The sequence below is a fragment of the Nocardioides sp. LMS-CY genome, from assembly GCF_018732145.1.
Lineage (GTDB): Bacteria > Actinomycetota > Actinomycetes > Propionibacteriales > Nocardioidaceae > Nocardioides > Nocardioides soli.
This window is the reverse complement of record NZ_CP076104.1, coordinates 870,345-886,114: the sequence shown is the minus strand read 5'-3', so window position 1 is coordinate 886,114 and position 15,770 is coordinate 870,345. Positions and strand designations below refer to the sequence as shown.

The 15,770-nt window shown below is 68.3% G+C and carries 15 protein-coding genes and 1 tRNA gene; 4 read left to right on the top strand and 12 right to left on the bottom strand.

Going from position 1 to position 15,770, the window contains the following annotated elements; translation table 11 throughout:
• Positions 1-5 precede the first annotated feature (5 nt).
• From KM427_RS04260 to KM427_RS04230, 7 genes are all read right to left on the bottom strand, one after another.
• Entirely contained in the window at positions 6-1,739 is a 1,734-nt protein-coding gene (locus KM427_RS04260) for an ABC transporter permease subunit (RefSeq protein WP_215526370.1), read from the bottom strand.
• Positions 1,740-1,788: 49 nt separating this feature from the next.
• On the bottom strand, positions 1,789-2,835 hold the full coding sequence (locus tag KM427_RS04255) for an extracellular solute-binding protein (protein ID WP_215526369.1): 1,047 nt from the start codon (positions 2,833-2,835) through the stop codon (positions 1,789-1,791).
• The gene (locus tag KM427_RS04250; protein ID WP_215526368.1) at positions 2,832-3,977 is read right to left on the bottom strand and encodes an ABC transporter ATP-binding protein; all 1,146 of its coding nucleotides are present in this window, start codon (positions 3,975-3,977) and stop codon (positions 2,832-2,834) included. Before KM427_RS04250 ends, KM427_RS04255 begins: the two co-directional genes overlap by 4 nt.
• Before the next feature lie 31 nt (positions 3,978-4,008).
• On the bottom strand, positions 4,009-5,214 hold the full coding sequence (locus KM427_RS04245) for a M24 family metallopeptidase (RefSeq protein ID WP_215526367.1): 1,206 nt from the start codon (positions 5,212-5,214) through the stop codon (positions 4,009-4,011).
• Positions 5,211-6,104 carry a cupin domain-containing protein gene (locus KM427_RS04240; RefSeq protein WP_215526366.1) on the bottom strand — a complete coding sequence of 298 codons (894 nt, stop codon included), beginning with the start codon at positions 6,102-6,104 and terminating at the stop codon, positions 5,211-5,213. The genes KM427_RS04245 and KM427_RS04240 overlap by 4 nt, the downstream gene beginning before the upstream one ends.
• A gap of 397 nt (positions 6,105-6,501) precedes the next feature.
• Complete coding sequence (locus tag KM427_RS04235) at positions 6,502-7,083, bottom strand: hypothetical protein (protein WP_215526365.1); 582 nt, start codon at positions 7,081-7,083, stop codon at positions 6,502-6,504.
• Between the two features lie 74 nt (positions 7,084-7,157).
• The gene (locus tag KM427_RS04230) at positions 7,158-7,565 is read right to left on the bottom strand and encodes an aminotransferase class III-fold pyridoxal phosphate-dependent enzyme (RefSeq protein ID WP_215526364.1); all 408 of its coding nucleotides are present in this window, start codon (positions 7,563-7,565) and stop codon (positions 7,158-7,160) included.
• A 94-nt stretch (positions 7,566-7,659) separates the two neighbouring features.
• Here KM427_RS04230 and KM427_RS04225 point away from each other — a divergent pair, with 94 nt between their 5' ends.
• A complete protein-coding gene (locus KM427_RS04225) occupies positions 7,660-7,812 on the top strand; it encodes a hypothetical protein (protein WP_215526363.1) in 153 nt (50 codons plus the stop codon).
• Between the two features lie 142 nt (positions 7,813-7,954).
• Here the strand turns inward: KM427_RS04225 and KM427_RS04220 are convergent.
• Positions 7,955-8,040 (bottom strand) — tRNA-Tyr (locus KM427_RS04220).
• Between the two features lie 111 nt (positions 8,041-8,151).
• On the opposite strand from KM427_RS04220, the gene KM427_RS04215 reads away from it, so the two are divergent.
• Positions 8,152-8,643 (top strand): YajQ family cyclic di-GMP-binding protein, encoded by a 492-nt coding sequence (locus tag KM427_RS04215; RefSeq protein ID WP_183592760.1) that lies wholly within the window; start codon positions 8,152-8,154, stop codon positions 8,641-8,643.
• Between the two features lie 55 nt (positions 8,644-8,698).
• Here KM427_RS04215 and KM427_RS04210 read toward each other — a convergent pair whose 3' ends face one another.
• Genes KM427_RS04210 through KM427_RS04195 form a run of 4 tightly spaced genes read right to left on the bottom strand, consistent with a single transcriptional unit; the run spans position 8,699 to position 12,443 of the window.
• A complete protein-coding gene (locus KM427_RS04210; RefSeq protein WP_183592759.1) occupies positions 8,699-9,679 on the bottom strand; it encodes a sulfate/molybdate ABC transporter ATP-binding protein in 981 nt (326 codons plus the stop codon).
• A 49-nt stretch (positions 9,680-9,728) separates the two neighbouring features.
• Positions 9,729-10,535 carry a sulfate ABC transporter permease gene (locus KM427_RS04205; RefSeq protein ID WP_183592758.1) on the bottom strand — a complete coding sequence of 269 codons (807 nt, stop codon included), beginning with the start codon at positions 10,533-10,535 and terminating at the stop codon, positions 9,729-9,731.
• Complete coding sequence (gene cysT / locus KM427_RS04200) at positions 10,528-11,409, bottom strand: sulfate ABC transporter permease subunit CysT (RefSeq protein ID WP_215526362.1); 882 nt, start codon at positions 11,407-11,409, stop codon at positions 10,528-10,530. The genes KM427_RS04205 and cysT overlap by 8 nt, the downstream gene beginning before the upstream one ends.
• Complete coding sequence (locus KM427_RS04195; protein WP_215526361.1) at positions 11,406-12,443, bottom strand: sulfate ABC transporter substrate-binding protein; 1,038 nt, start codon at positions 12,441-12,443, stop codon at positions 11,406-11,408. Before KM427_RS04195 ends, cysT begins: the two co-directional genes overlap by 4 nt.
• Before the next feature lie 316 nt (positions 12,444-12,759).
• Here KM427_RS04195 and KM427_RS04190 point away from each other — a divergent pair, with 316 nt between their 5' ends.
• Complete coding sequence (locus KM427_RS04190; protein ID WP_252275044.1) at positions 12,760-14,688, top strand: 2-oxoacid:acceptor oxidoreductase subunit alpha; 1,929 nt, start codon at positions 12,760-12,762, stop codon at positions 14,686-14,688.
• Entirely contained in the window at positions 14,685-15,767 is a 1,083-nt protein-coding gene (locus KM427_RS04185) for a 2-oxoacid:ferredoxin oxidoreductase subunit beta (RefSeq protein ID WP_502887150.1), read from the top strand. The genes KM427_RS04190 and KM427_RS04185 overlap by 4 nt, the downstream gene beginning before the upstream one ends.
• Positions 15,768-15,770 lie beyond the last annotated feature (3 nt).

Genomic DNA, 15,770 nt, shown 5'->3' with positions numbered 1-15,770 from the left:
GCCAGTCACCTGGGCCGCCAGCCCATCCGACCCACAGCGACGATCCCGACGGCCAGCACGGAGGCGATCAGCGTCACTCCGGCGGCGGCGGCGGTGGTGGGGTCGAGGTCGTAGCGGACCGCCGACCACAGCTGGACCGGCAGCGTGGTCAGGTAGGCCGAGCGCATGAAGAGCGCGAAGATCAGCTCGCTGAACGCGGTGATGAAGGCGAACAGCAGGCTCACCATCAGTGCCGGCCGCAGGAGCGGGAGCAGGATCCCGCCAGCGCGGCGCCACCACGGGGAGCCGAGGGACTGCGCTGCGCGGTCGACGTCCCAGTCGAAGCTCTGCAGCGCCGCGCTGAGCACCACCACGGCGTAGGGCAGACCCAACAGGGTGTAGCCCAGGATGAGTGCCAGCGGGGTGAAGGCGATGCCGACGTAGGTGAGGACGAAGAAGAGACCCAGCGCCGTGACCTGGATCGGCATGATCATCGGCATCAGCATCGTCGTCAGATAGCGGGTGCCCACCCCGTGATAGCGGCGAACCAGACCGATCGCCGCACATAGACCGATCGCGGTGGCCAGCGCCGCGGCCGGGATGGAGACCAGCAGGCTCGTGCGCAGGGAGGCCGACCAGGCCGGGTCCTGGAAGAGGGTGACGTACCACCGGGTCGACCAGGTGTCCGGCGTCAACTCCACCAGGGTGCCTCCGGACAGCGAGGCCGGGATGGCGGCCAGGGTCGGGGCGGCGAGGTACAGCAGGACGAGCAGAATCAGACCCAGGTGCACCGACCGCAGCAGCCGAGAGGCGACCCGTGTCTCGAGGAGCGCACCCGGACCACGCCACAGTCGGTCCGAGTAGGCGAAGCGCTGGTAGGAGGCGGAGACGACGCCGCCCTGACTTCGATGGTCGACGTCGGAACGTCCGCCGTAGATGACCCGCAGCCCACCCGCCCAGGCCAGGATCATGAAGCCGAGGAGTGCCACCACGACGAGGAGCACGCCGAGCGCGGCAGCATGGTTCCAGCTGCCGCCCTGACCGATGTCGTTGAGGATCAGCGCCTGCAGCGTCGTCTGCTCCTTGACGCCGCCGAGCATCACCGGCGTCGCGTAGTAGCCCAGGCCCAGGACGAAGGTGAGCGCCCAGGCTGCGACCACGCCGGGAAGTGCGAGTGGCAAGGTCACGGACAGGAAGCGCTGGATCTTGTTGGCTCCCAGGCTGGTGGCGGCCCGCCCCAGGGCCGAGTCCAGGGCCAGGACCGTGGGGAGCGCGGCCAGCGTGAAGAAGGGGAGCTCGACGTGCACCATGCCGATCAGGGCTCCGACCCGGCCGCCGAGCAGCGAGGCATCGTGGATGCCGAGGTTCGCGAGCAGGTCGGCCAGGGGACCCTCCGGACCCAGAAGCAGGAGCCACGAGACGATCCGGACCAGCTCGCTGGCCACGAAGGGCAACAGCAGCGCACCGACGATCACGGCCTTCCAGCGTGGCCCGAACGTCACGAATCCGGCGATCAGGACGCAGCCGATGGCCGCCGCGACCAGACTCGACTGCAGGGCGAGCATGAAGGTGTTGATGGTGGCCTGGCGCACTGCCGGCCCGTCGGTGAAGGAGCGGTAGTTCTCCAGGCTGAAGTGCGGGAACTCCAGGCTCCTGGCCACGATCACGAGGGCCGGCACCACGAAGAGGATGCAGACGAAGGCGAAGGGGACCCCCACCAGGGTCAGCGACCCTGCTCGGGCGCGAATTCCTTGTCGCATTGTCCCCTCTGATCCTCTCCGTGGTGCCGGCGCCGTGTCTCAGCAGTCGTCAGCTCTTGCTGGCGATCCAGTCCTGCCAACGCTTCTGCACGTCGCTGAAGTTGGCCGCCCAGTACTCCTGGTTCTCCAGCAGTACGTCCTCGGAGGTGATGTCCGGGACGATCTCCTTCAGCTCGGGTTCGAGCAGGTCGTAGGCGAGCGGGTTCACCGGGTACTGACCCTTGATGGCGTTGGCCGCCGCCGCCTGGTTCTCGGCCTCCATGGCGCACTTGATGAACTCCATCGACGCCTCGGGGTTCGGCGCGGTCTTCAGCACGGCCCAACTGGTGGAGGCCAGGATGGTGCCGTCCTTGGCGAAGGCGAGCGGAGCACCCTCCTCGGCTGCTGCGATGAACCGACCGCTCATGCTCAGCCCGATCGTGGCCGCGCCGCTGGTGTAGTTCTGGACCATGTCGGCGCCGGAGGCGAAGTAGCTCACCTTGCGCTGGTCCATCAGCTCATCGAGCTTCGCGAAGGCACGGTCGAGGTCCAGGGGATACATGTCCTTCGGCGCGACCCCGTCGGCGAGCAGCGCGAGCTCGAGGTTCTGGTTGATCGTGGTGGCCTCGAGGGTCGCGGGGCCGGGAAAGTCCTCGACGTTCCACAGGTCCGCCCATCCGGTCGGCGGAGTGGAGTACTTGTCGGTGCGGTAGCCCAGGGCCACGCCGGTGAGGTCGTAGTCGACCCAGTACGTGTGCTTGGCGCTGTCCGGAACGCCCTCGGTGTCGACCACGTCGTAGTCGATGGGCGTGAAGTAGTCGGCCGCCTCGTCCTCGGTGACGTAGGTCGGATAGGTGACGATGTCCCACTCCTTGGCACCCTCGACCTGGGCCTTGATCTGACCGACCGAGTAGTCGAAGGTGGAGTTCACGATCTTCAGGCCGGTCGCCTTCGCGCAGGGCTCGTAGATCGCCTTCTTCATTCCGTCGTGGTAGGAGCCACCACCGTCGACGACCATGATCGTTCCCTCGTCGGCACCGGAGGCGCCGCTGCTGCAGGCTGCGAGTGGTGCCAGGGACAGGAGAAGAAGGGGGGTCAGCTTGGACAGGTTCATCATGTGGATACTCCGACTCTTGCTCGGTTTGGGTCAGCTGGGACGAACAGCGGAACGTCGTACCGCGGTAGCTCGAGCTGCACTTGCTGGCCGACCTCCACTTGCGCGGTGCGCGAGCTGAAGTCCTTGATCACCAGACTCTGGGTTCCGATGTCGACGTTGTAGCGCCAGTGATCGCCCATGAAGACTCCGGCGGTGAGCACGCCTGTCAGACAGTCGCGCCCCCCGTCGGCAGTCAGGCGAATCGCTTCGGGGCGCACGCAGAGCAGAGGTTCGAAGGCGCCCACGTCCGGCACCGGGACGAGGCGGTGTGACGCCCCGAAGCGTTGCCGACTGCCCGGATGCTCCAGAGCATCCCCCTCGACCCGAGTCACCTCTACCAGGTTCGCCTCCCCCATGAACGCGGCCGCGAAGGGAGAGACGGGGTGGTCGTAGAGATCCGCCGGTGTCCCGACCTGCTCTATCGACCCCGCACGCATCAAGACGATGACATCGCTCATCGCCAACGCCTCATCCTGGTCGTGGGTGACGTGGATGAACGTCGCACCGATGTCGCGCTGGATCCGCTTGATGGTGAACTGCAGGCTCTGGCGCAGCTTGCGGTCCAAGGCACTCAACGCCTCGTCCAGCAACACCACCTTGGGTTCGAACACGAGTGCCCGGGCCAACGCCACCCGCTGGCGCTGTCCGCCACTCAGCTCGTCGGGCATCCGCGAGCCGAGGTCGGACATCTCGACCATGTCCAGGAACCTCTGCACCAGCTCGTGACGGTGCTGCTTGGCGGTGCCCCGGACCCTCAGGCTGTACGCGATGTTCTGCTCCACCGTCAGATGAGGGAACAGCGCGTAGTGCTGGAAGACCAAGCCGATCTCTCGACGGTGGGCGGGGAGCGTGGTGATGTCCATCCCGCCCGCCAGCACCGAGCCGGCGTCCGGATCCACGAAACCGGCGATGGCCTGGAGCAGGGTGGTCTTCCCCGAGCCGCTGGGACCGAGCAGGGTCACAAACTGACCCGGCTCGATCTCCAACGAGACGTCGTCGAGCGCCTGAGTGCGCCCATAGCGCTTGGCCAACCCGCGAAGCGAGATCGCCGTGCCCCCCTCGGCGGTCGCGGCAACCGCCGCCACCTCGGGCCGGGATGCCATGACTCGGCTCACCATTCCTGTGTCCGTGGCATCAGTCGAAGGCCTCGAGGCGGAGCGGTGCGTCGTTGAGCAGCTCGCTACCGTCCTCGCTCACGACCACGAAGCGACTCGCGCAGATGTTGCCGACGCCAGGGACGATGAGCATGGGGACCACATGGAGCGTCATGCCGACCTCCAGGGTGCGCTCGTCATGGGGCCGCAGCCGGAAGAGGTCGAACTCGTTCCAATGGATGCCGGTGGAGTAGGCCGCGTTGTTCAGGAAGTAGCGCTCGTAGCCGAACTTCTCGTGCACCCGGTAGGCGAGGGCATAGGCCTCCTGGGACGTCATCCCCGGGCGAATCCCGCCAACCACCGCCTCGGTCGCCGCCTCGACCGAGTCGAGCATCCGCTGGACCCCGTCGGTGTCCGGGTTGCGCAGCAGCGTCCGCTCGATCGGATTGGAGTAGTTGTGCCGGACTCCGGAGATGTACCAGCTCGTGGTCTCCCCGGGCTTCGGAGCGACTCTCGCCCAGCACATGTGCCCCATCTCGCCCGCCGGTCCGGAGAACACGTAGGGCTGGTTGTGGGTGTGACCACCGCCCTCGCGCATGATCACGGTCTGCGCGGCGATCGCGGCCTCGACGTCGGTGGCGCCAGCCCGCAACGCTTCGACCAGCGCCTCGTTCGCTCGCAGTGACGTGGGAGCCACACTGCGGATGACCTCGATCTCCGCGGGGGACTTGATCACCCTCAGGGACTCGACCATGCGGGTCGCGTTGGTCAGGCCCATGCCCGATCCGCTGCCCAGGCTGACGGCGCTCTCGTAGCTCAGCGAGGGTCGATCGAGCTCCAGGCCCAGCGTGCCCGCCGGCTTGCCGCCCACCTCGCGGATCGCCCGCACGGTGGCCGAGTCGATGCCCTCCCCGTCCTCGTAGTCGAACCAGTCCTTGACCCAGGTCTGCGGCCGCCAGACGGCCCTCCACCCCAGGTCGATCCGGCGCAGGATGAACCGGTGCGTGCCGTCGGCGGCGATCACCAGGCGGTTGAACGCCTCCGGTCCTCCGGCCTGGTTGCCGGTGAGGTAGATCAGTGAGCGCGAGGTGGTGATGACCACGACCTCGACGCCCTCGTCGTTCATCGCCTGCAGCAGGCCGTCACGACGGCGCTCGAGCTCTGCAGCCTCGAAGGGAAGAGTCCATTCACTGTCGGCCTGCACCCAGGTGGGCAGGGCTTCGACCAGTGCGGAGTTCTGCTTCATTCGGGTTTTCCTTTCGCCATCGGCGGGTCGGTTCGGTTGTCGCTTGCGGAACTGTCGCTCTCCCCGTGGGGTTGCCGGTGCCGGCGGCCCCCCTCGCCGGTGGGCCCCCAGACGCCGCGTTCAGTCGTCACCCACAGAGCCCGGACGTCCTCGGACGACTCGTTGCGCCAGCGGTGCGGGGTCTGACTCATGAAGTGCAGGCTGTCGTCGGCCCGGAGCAGGTGCTCCTCCGAACCCAGCCAGACACGGAACTCACCTCCGAGAACCAGCAAGAACTCCTCACCGTCATGCTGGTAGGTGTCAGCACTCCCCGCGCCGGGCGCGATCACGGCGTACTGCGGTTCGAGGAGGCCCTGGGTGGCGGTCAGCCATTCGTAGGTGATCCCCGGCGCCACCGTGACCTGCCTGCCCGCGCCCAGGGTGTGCATCGGCGTGGGCTGCTGGTCGTCGATCGGGTCCTCGCCACGCAGCGCGACGAGCAGCCGGGTCTCGGCCGACGGCGACATCCGTGAGAGGCCGCGTTCGATGGCGCTGAGAAAGGACACGCTCAAACCCGAGCGGTCTGCCACCTCGCGGAGCGTCAGGCCGGCCGATCGACGCAGCGTGCGGAAGTACCCGCCGTCATAGATCGGAGCAGCGCTCGCCGCCTTAGGGGTGGTCTCGAGGTCGCCCGAGATCCCCGCGTAGTCCTCCTCGTCGAGCATCCGCTTGATCGCCGGGGCGTTGAGGGAGCGCACCCGCCACCACTTGATCCGGCGCAGCCGATCCATCTCCTGAGCGCCGTACCGACGTCGACCACGCTCATCGCGAGGCGGCGAGATCAGGCCCTGGGACTCCCACAACCGCAGCGTCCCAGGGCTCATCGCCAGCGCCGCCGCCGCTTCGGTCACGGAGACGGTCGATCGTTCAACCGGAGTGGCCAAGGTCACCAATTCCTCTCTAGATACAGTCGTACTGTAGGTTCTGGTTGCCGCATCTGCAAGAGGTATATGGTGCATCTACAGAATTCCTGCAAGTATGTGGAGGCCTGATGGGAGGCGCTCGCCAGCCATCACTGAGATAGGGCGTGTCCCGGACGCGACATCCGTGCCCAAGGTCGTGCTCCGAGTGCGTGCCTCGCCAGGCGGCGGAGCGCAAGGCTACGGGCGCGCCTCGAAGCTCTGCCAACGCAGCGAGGGGAGGCTTGAGCCGAGCGCAGGCACAGGAGCGCCCTGGCGCGCTACGCCGCCCGTCAGCGCGTGCTGTCTCTCGGCGAGGAGCATGTGTGAGGTCGGCGAGCGCCGTGCGTCAGCACTTGGCGTGCGCTTCGCGCACACGTGGCATGCAACTGCGGCGGTTGCGCTCGCGGGCCGAGCGGGCATGGCCTCGCCCCGACGCCTGGCAGCGCACGGCTGAGGGATCCAACCGGGCAACGACGGCCAACGTACGGCCCTGGCCCGTCAAGGCAGCGGCCGAGCCGGCGCGCGAGGAATGCACCTCCGAGGCGCCTGGGCGGCCGACGAGCGCGAGGGCGCGCGCGGCCAGTCGCGACCGATGCTCGCAGTGACCCGCCGCGCTGCCCGACAGGCCCGGCGTCGACCACGCCGACATGGATCGCGGTGATCGTGGCAGCCTCTCGAGGAACGTCTTCCGGTTCTCGGCGAACGTGGCAAGGAAGATCGTCATCGCCGCGATGCCGCCGACCAGCGCGGCCGCGTCGCCTCCCTGGAGGCCCCCGTCGGTCCCCTTGGTGGACATCCCGTAGATCAGGTAGACGACGAGAGCCAGGTACGCGGTCGGCACCAGCACCGCGAAGGCATTGGTGACCCACACCGGACACGGCGGCTCCGCCCCGTCGGCATCCCTGCTCGACATGGCACGCTCGGCCATCGCGTCGCGGTGCGCGGTGCTCTCGGAGCCGGACCCGGCACCGTTGGACCCGGCACCAGCACGTGTCCGGTCGCCTAGAGCGCGCCCAGCGTGTTGCCGTGATGGCTGCGCCACCGGCCGACGACCTTGTACTTCTCCGGCCGACCGGTCTCCACGAAGGAGTGGCGGGCCAGCTTGATCGCGGTCTCGTTGGCCTTCGAGCCACCGGAGACGAACCGGACGTAGTCCAGGCCCTCCGGGGCGACGTCGGCCAGCTCCCGGGCCAGGGTCTCCTGGGCGTCGCTGGTGAACGACCCGCAGAACGCGACGGCGCGGGCCTGCTCGGTCATCGCCTCGATGACCTCCTCGACGCCGTAGCCGATGCTGATCACCACGTTGCCGCCCGACGAGGCGTCGAGGTACTGGTTGCCCTCCTTGTCCCACACGTGCACGCCCTTGGCGTGGCTGACCATGGTGGGCAGGCCGCGCTCGAGATCGCCCATCAGTACCGGTCGCCTCGTCGAGGCCTGGAACCAGGAACTCGTCGACCAGATCAGACGCTGCGGCCGAGCCGCCGGCCAACGACTCGGCTACCGGGTGCGGACCTTCGCCACCGATCCGGGGCGACGTGACGACCAGGGGGTCATTGTCTATGTCGCGGTCACCGCATCGAACCCGGAGGACGAGGACCGGATCAGCGAGCGGTCCAAGCTGCTCATCGAGAAGGGCCTCAAGGGCCCGTTCCGCTGATCGTCAGCCCAGCGCCCGGCCGAAACTTGCTCACGTATTCCCCACGGACCCCCGTAAATCACCGATTCTGGCCGACATCAGCCGGACACCACGCGAAGGGCCCCTGACCCGCGTCTCCGCTGGTCAGGGGCCCTTCCTCGGCTGGTGGCAGGTGCAGGATTCGAACCTGCGAAGGCGTAAGCCGACGGATTTACAGTCCGCTCCCATTGGCCGCTCGGGCAACCTGCCTCGGCGCTTCCGAGCGGGCCCCGTTTGGCCCACTGGCAGCAAGGCGAAACAATAGCGCAGGCACATCAGCGGGACGAAACTGCCGACCCGCCGGCTCGAGAGGGAGAAACCATGGCCGACTCGTCGTTCGACATCGTCAGCAAGATCGACCGCCAGGAGGTCGACAACGCGCTCGGCCAGACCGCGCGCGAGATCGCCACCCGGTTCGACTTCAAGGGCACCGGGGCCACGATCGAGTGGCAGGGCGAGCAGGCGATCGAGATCTCGGCGTCCGCGGACGACCGGGCGAGCGCCGTGCTCGACGTGTTCAAGGGCAAGCTGGTCAAGCGCGACGTGAGCCTCAAGGTCCTCGACGCCTCCGAGCCCCGCCAGTCGGGCCAGCAGAGCAAGATCGCGATCGCGCTCAAGGAAGGCATCTCCTCCGAGAACGCCAAGAAGATCTCCAAGCTGATCCGCGACGAGGGCCCCAAGGGCGTCAAGGCGCAGATCCAGGGCGACGAGCTGCGGGTCTCCTCGAAGAAGCGCGACGACCTGCAGGCCGTGATCGCGCTGGTCAAGGCCCAGGACTACGACTTCGCGGTGCAGTTCACGAACTACCGCTGAGGTCGAGTCGGCGCCGTCTCGCCTACCCCCCGGGGCGAGACAGCGCCGACTCGGCTCAGCCGACGGCCGCCTTCATGCTCGGGACCGTGAGCGCACCCGAGGCGGGGGTCACCCAGACACGGACGCCGGGCTCGATGCCGAGCTGGCGGGCGTGGGTCCGGGTGAGCACGAGCAGCACGTCCTCGCCGTCGTCGGTGAGCACGTTGACCCGGACCTCGAAGCCGACCCGCAGCACCCGCGAGACCGTGCCCTCGGCGGCGCCGGCGAGCTGGGGCGTCGTCGAGATGTGTACGTCGTGCGGCCGCAGCAGTACGCCGCCCAGGGTGGTCACCTCGCCGAGGAAGCTCATCACGAAGTCGTTGGCGGGCTCGTCGTAGAGCTGGTCCGGTGTGCCGACCTGCTCGACGCGGCCGTCATTGATCACCACGATCTCGTCGGCGACCTCCATCGCCTCCTCCTGGTCATGGGTGACGAAGACCGTGGTCACGTGCACCTCGTCGTGCAGCCGGCGGAGCCAGTCGCGCAGTTCCTTGCGCACCTTGGCGTCGAGCGCGCCGAACGGCTCGTCGAGCAGCAGCACCTTGGGCTCGACGGCGAGCGCGCGGGCCAGCGCCATCCGCTGTCGCTGGCCGCCGGAGAGCTGCGAGGGGAGCCGGTGCGAGAACTGCGAGAGGTGCACCAGTCGCAGCAGCTCGTCGACCCGCGCCGCGATCTCGGCCTTGGGCCGCTTGCGGATCTCGAGGCCGAACGCGACGTTCTTGGCGACCGTCATGTGCTTGAACACCGCGTAGTGCTGGAACACGAAGCCGACGTTGCGCTTCTGGGGTGGCAGCCTCGTCGCGTCCACGCCCTCGATCGTGACCCGACCGGTGTCGGCGGTCTCGAGGCCCGCGATGACGCGCAGCAGCGTGGACTTCCCACCGCCTGACGGACCGAGCAGCGCGGTCAGCTGGCCGGTGGGCAGGGAGACGGAGACGTCGTCGAGCGCGACGAAGTCCCCGAAGGTCTTGGTGACACCTGAGACATCGATGCTCATGGCTGATTCGGTTCCTTGCTGTGAGGTCCTGGCGAGCAGGGCGGGGCGGTCACGGGTGCTTGGGCCGCAGCACGGCGACGACGACGAGGCAGGCGATGCTGACCAGGATCAGCAGGAACGACGTCGCGTACGCCGTGCCCTGCTGGAAGTTCTGGTACTTCGCCTCCACCATCAGCGTCGCGGTCTGGGTGCGGCCGGTGACGTTGCCCGAGACGATCTTGACCGCGCCGAACTCGCCGAGGGATCGGGCCAGGCTGAGCACCACGCCGTAGATCACGGCCCACTTGATGCTGGGCAGCGTGATCCGCCAGAAGGTCTGGCGTGCGTTCGCGCCCAGGCTGCGGGCCGCCTGCTCCTGGTCGTCGCCGACCTCCGTGAGTGTCGGCACGACCTCGCGGATGACCAGCGGGAGTGCGACGAAGCAGGTGGCCATGATCATGCCGGGCGTGTCGAAGATGACCTGGAGGCCGTTGGCCTCCAACGTGGGCCCGAACCAGCCGTCCCGGCCGTTGTAGACCAGCAGCAGCGCCAGGCCGACGACGACCGGCGACACCGACAGCGGCACGTCGATCAGGGCCGAGAGCAGCCGCTTGCCCGGGAACTCGTAGCGGACCAGCAGGATCGAGATGGTCACGCCGAAGAGCGTGTTGATCACGACCGCCCAGAAGGCGACCATCAGGGTCAGCTCGAGCGCGTTGACGACGTGCGGGTCCTGGAAGGCCTCGATGAGGTTGTCGAGCCCGTTCGAGAACGTCTGCCGGACGACCAGCGCCACCGGCCACGCGACCAGGAAGAACACGTACGCGACCGCCGCGAGACGGAGCGCCCAGCGGACGGGAGTGGAGACCTCAACCACGGCGCGACACCCGCCTCTGCACGATGTCCAGCACGACGATGACCAGCAGCGCCACCGCCAGCATGATCGTCGCAAGCGCGGCCGCGGAGGCGGTGTTCCCGTTCTCGATGAACGACAGCACCCGCACCGACACCACCTCGGTGCGGAACGGCAGGTTGCCGCTCAGCAGCACCAGCGAGCCGTACTCCGAGATGGCGCGGGCGAAGGACAGCGCCGCGCCGGCGGCGATGGCCGGGGTCAGGCTCGGCAGCACGATGCGTCGGATGATCGTCGTCCGGCTGGCCCCCAGCGAGGCCGCGGCTTCCTCGACGTCGGACTCGAGCTCCTCGAGCACGGGCTGTACGGTGCGCACGATGAACGGCAGCGTCACGAAGGCGAGCGCGAGGAAGACGGCGCGCTCGGTGTTGGCCCAGTGCACCCCGATCGGGCTGTTGGGCCCGTAGAGCGCGAGCAGCACCAGCCCCGCGACGATCGTGGGCAGCGCGAACGGCACGTCGATGATGACGTCGAGGATCGCCTTGCCCGGGAACCGGTCACGGACCAGCACCCAGGCGATCACCGTGCCCATCACGATGTTGATCACCGTGACGAGCAGCGCCTGGCCGACCGTCAGCTTGATCGCGGCCCAGGTCTGCGGGTTCTGCAGGGTGGCGACGTACTGGCTCCAGCCGTTCTCACTCGCGGTCGCGACGATGGCGGCCAGCGGGATCAGCACGAGGATGCTGAACCAGACCATGGTGACGCCGAGGCCCAGGGCGGCTCCCTTGGTGAGCGTGTTCCTCGGGGTCGCACGACGAGAGCGCCGAGGCCGGCGTCCCTCGTGGGACGCCGGCTCGGCTGCCGCACCCGTGACCCCGGCGAGGGCTGACGTCACTCCTCACCCACCTTGCCGGTCTGCTGCTGGAGCTCGGTGATGATGCCCAGCGGGTTGCCGTCCTCGCCGTCGCCGAAGAACTTGTCCGCCGCTTCGGACCAGCCGCCGAAGTCGTCGTCGATGGTGAAGAGCTCGTCCGGAGCCGGGAACGGGTCGCTCGGGTCGTTGGCGCCCTCGACCTCGGGGATGTCGACGCCGTCGACGACCGGGCGGAAGCCGGAGGTGGCGTAGTCGGCCTGGGCCTCGGGGGAGGTCATGAAGTCGAGGAACGCCTGGGCGGTGTCGTCTGCGTCGGTCGTGACCGCGGCGGGGTTCTGGATCAGCAGCGTGTCCGGCGGTACGACGTAGTCGACGTCCTGGCCGTTCTGCTTGGCGAGGATCGCCTCGTTCTCGTAGGAGAGGAGCACGTCGCCGTTCCCCTGGGTGAACGCCGTGGTGGCGTCGCGACCGCTGCTCGGAAGCGCGATGGTGTTGCCGAGGAGCTTGGTCATGAACGCCTTGGCGTCGGCCTCGGAGCCACCGTTGCCGGTGATGTGGGCCCACGCGGCGAGGATGTTCCAGCGGGCCGAGCCGGACGAGCCCGGGTTCGGGGTGATGATCTCGACCCCGGGCTTCACGAGGTCGTCCCAGGTCTGGATGTCGTCGGGGTTTCCCTTCCGGACCACGAACACCACCACCGACGACGTGGCGATGCCGTCGGTCGCGTTGTCCTTCCAGTCCTTCGCGACCAGCCCCTCGTCCACCAGGCGGGTCACGTCGGTCTCCAGCGAGTAGTGGACGACGTCGGCGTCGGCACCCGCGACGACGGCGCGGCTCTGGTCACCGGAGGCGCCGTACGACGTCTGGAACTCGACGTCCTTGCCCGCGTCGGTCTTCTGGAAGTCGGCGAACACCGGCTCGTTGGCGGCCTCCATGACGGAGAACGCGTTGATGTCCAGGGTCTCCCCGCTGTCGCTGCCGTCCGCAGTCGAGCAGCCGGTCAAGGCCAGCACCCCGGCGACCGCGACCGCCGCAACCTTGATCGAAGTCTTCATCTCTCCTCTTTCCCGCCGCCCACGCTCGGGCCGTTTCTAGTGAATAACGAGGAGATTACTCGACTTTAGGCGGTTAGTGTCCAATGCCCACCTCCTGGGCGGGGCGTGTCCTGCGTCACACGCGGGCGGGCGCTCACCTGAAGAGACACCCGCGGGAGACCGGGGCGGCGGTCTATCGTGGAGAAGTCGGGAGGCGGTCAGGATGAACGGCGCTTCTGTTCCGCCGTACCGCCAGTACGATCGAGGGGGTCGTCCGCCCGCCATGGGGCGCGGGCCGACGACGGAAGCACGCAACTGAGGGAAGTGGGCGCGGCCGGTGTCTAACAAGCAGGTCAAGCAGCTCGATCGGGTGATCATCCGGTTTGCTGGTGATTCCGGTGATGGGATGCAGCTGACGGGTGATCGGTTCACTCAGGAGTCGGCGGTGTTCGGCAATGATCTGGTGACGTTGCCGAACTTCCCGGCCGAGATCCGGGCCCCGCAGGGCACGTTGCCGGGCGTGTCGTCGTTCCAGGTGCACTTCGCCGACCACGACATCCTGACCGCGGGCGATGCCCCGGACGTGCTGGTCGCGATGAACCCGGCGGCGCTGAAGGCGAACCTGGGCGATCTGCCCCAGGGCGCGACGATCATCGTGGACACCCACGACTTCACCGCCCGCAACCTGACCAAGGCCGGCTATGAGTCGAACCCACTCGATCTGCTGGGTGATGCGAACGACCCGCTGGGCGCGTTCGCGGTGCAGCCGGTGGACCTGACCGGGATGACGGTCGAGGCGGTCAAGGAGTACGGCCTGTCCCGCAAGGACGCCGCCCGGGCGAAGAACATGTTCGCCCTGGGCCTGTTGTCGTGGATGTATGGCCGCCCGACCGAGCCCACCATCGCGTTCCTGGAGAAGCGGTTCGCGAAGGTCGAGGCGATCCGCGACGCCAACATCACCGCGTTCAAGGCCGGCTGGAACTTCGGGGAGACCACCGAGGCGTTCGTGGTCTCCTACGAGATCAAGCCCGCCCCGATGGCCCCGGGGGTCTACCGCAACATCACCGGCAACCTCGCCCTGGCCTACGGCCTGGTCGCCGGCGGCGTCCAGTCCGGGCTCCCGGTGTTCCTGGGCTCCTACCCGATCACCCCGGCCTCCGACATCCTCCACGAGCTGTCCAAGCACAAGGCCTTCGGCGTCACCACCTTGCAGGCCGAGGACGAGATCGCCGGCATCGGCTCCGCGATCGGCGCCTCCTTCGCCGGCTCCCTCGGCGTGACCACCACCTCCGGACCCGGGATCGCGCTGAAGTCCGAGGCCATCGGCCTGGCCGTGATGACCGAGCTCCCCCTAGTCGTCATCGACGTCCAACGCGGCGGCCCGTCGACCGGCCTGCCCACCAAGACCGAACAGGCCGACCTCCTCCAAGCCATGTACGGCCGCAACGGCGAGGCCCCGGTCCCGATCGTCGCGCCGCAGTCGCCCGGCGACTGCTTCGACGCCGCCCTCGAGGCCGCCCGGATCGCCATCACCTACCGCACCCCGGTGATGCTGCTCTCCGACGGCTACCTCGCCAACGGCTCCGAGCCCTGGCGGATCCCCGAGATCGTCGACCTGCCGAAGATCGACCCGGCGTTCGCGACTACCGAGGACCTGACCGAGGACGGGAAGTTCCAGCCGTACGCCCGCGACGCCGAGACGCTGGCGCGTCCCTGGGCGCCCCCGGGCGTCGCCGGCCTCGAGCACCGCATCGGCGGCATCGAGAAGGCCGACATCACCGGCAACATCTCCTACGACCCCGCCAACCACGACCTCATGGTCCGCACCCGCCAGGCCAAGATCGACCGGATCGCCGACTCCCTCCCCCCACTCGAGGTCGACGACCCCTCCGGCCCCCCAGGACACGGCAAGGCCAAGGTCCTCGTGATCGGCTGGGGCTCCACCTACGGCCCCATCGGCGCCGGCGTACGCCGCGTCCGCAAGGCCGGCCACCACGTCGCGCAGGTCCACCTACGCCACCTCAACCCCTTCCCCCACGACCTCGGCGACATCCTCCACCGCTACGACAAGGTCCTCGTCCCCGAGATGAACCTCGGCCAACTCTCCCTCCTACTCCGCGGCAGATACCTCATCGACGCCATCGGCTACAACCAGATCAACGGCATGCCCCTCAAGGCCGCGGCACTCGCCGAGGCGATCGGCGGCCTCGTGGCCGACGCCGAGGGAGTCACCGTCGACCTCACTCCTCAGGAGGCAGGCAAGTGAGCACCACCGGGCTTCCGTTCCCCGGACTGCGTTCGGGTGTCGAGCTGGTCCCCACCACCGATCAGCCGCAGACCGGCAAGGACTTCACCTCCGACCAGGAGGTCCGCTGGTGCCCCGGCTGCGGCGACTACGCCGTCCTCAAGGCCGTCCAGGGCTTCCTGCCCGACCTCGGCCTGCGCCGCGAGAACATCGTCTTCGTCTCCGGCATCGGCTGCTCCAGCCGGTTCCCCTACTACCTCGACACCTACGGCATGCACTCGATCCACGGCCGTGCGCCGTCGATCGCGACGGGCATCGCGACCGCCCGCGAGGATCTCTCCGTCTGGGTCGTCACCGGCGACGGCGACGCCCTCTCCATCGGCGGCAACCACCTCATCCACGCCCTACGCCGCAACGTCAACATGACGATCCTGCTGTTCAACAACCGCATCTACGGACTCACCAAGGGCCAGTACTCCCCCACGTCCGAGGCCGGCAAGATCACCAAGTCCACCCCCATGGGCTCCCTCGACCACCCGTTCAACCCGGTCTCGCTCGCGCTGGGCGCCGAAGCCACCTTCGTCGCCCGCACCATCGACTCCGACCGCAAGCACCTCACCACCGTGCTGTCCGCGGCCGCCGCGCACCGCGGCACGTCGCTGGTCGAGATCTACCAGAACTGCCCCATCTTCAACGACGGCGCCTTCGACGCGATCAAGGACAACGACACCAAGGCCGACGCGATCATCCCGCTGGCCCACGGCGAGCCGATCGTCTTCGGCAACGGCGCGAAGGGGCTGGTCCGCGACAGCGAGACCGGCGGGGTGAAGATCGTCGCGGTCGCAGACGTCGGTGACGATGCGATCCTCGTCCACGACGCGCACAACCCCGACCCCACCACCGCGTTCGCGATCTCACGACTCACCGACGCCGGCTACCTCAACCAGTCCCCCATCGGGATCTTCCGCCAGATCGAACGCCCCACCTACGACGACCAGGCCCGCGGCCAGATCACCACCGCCCAGCAGGCCACGCCCGGCGACCCCACCGACCGCCTCGCCGCCCTCATCGGAGGCGGCGACACCTGGACGGTCGTCTGACCC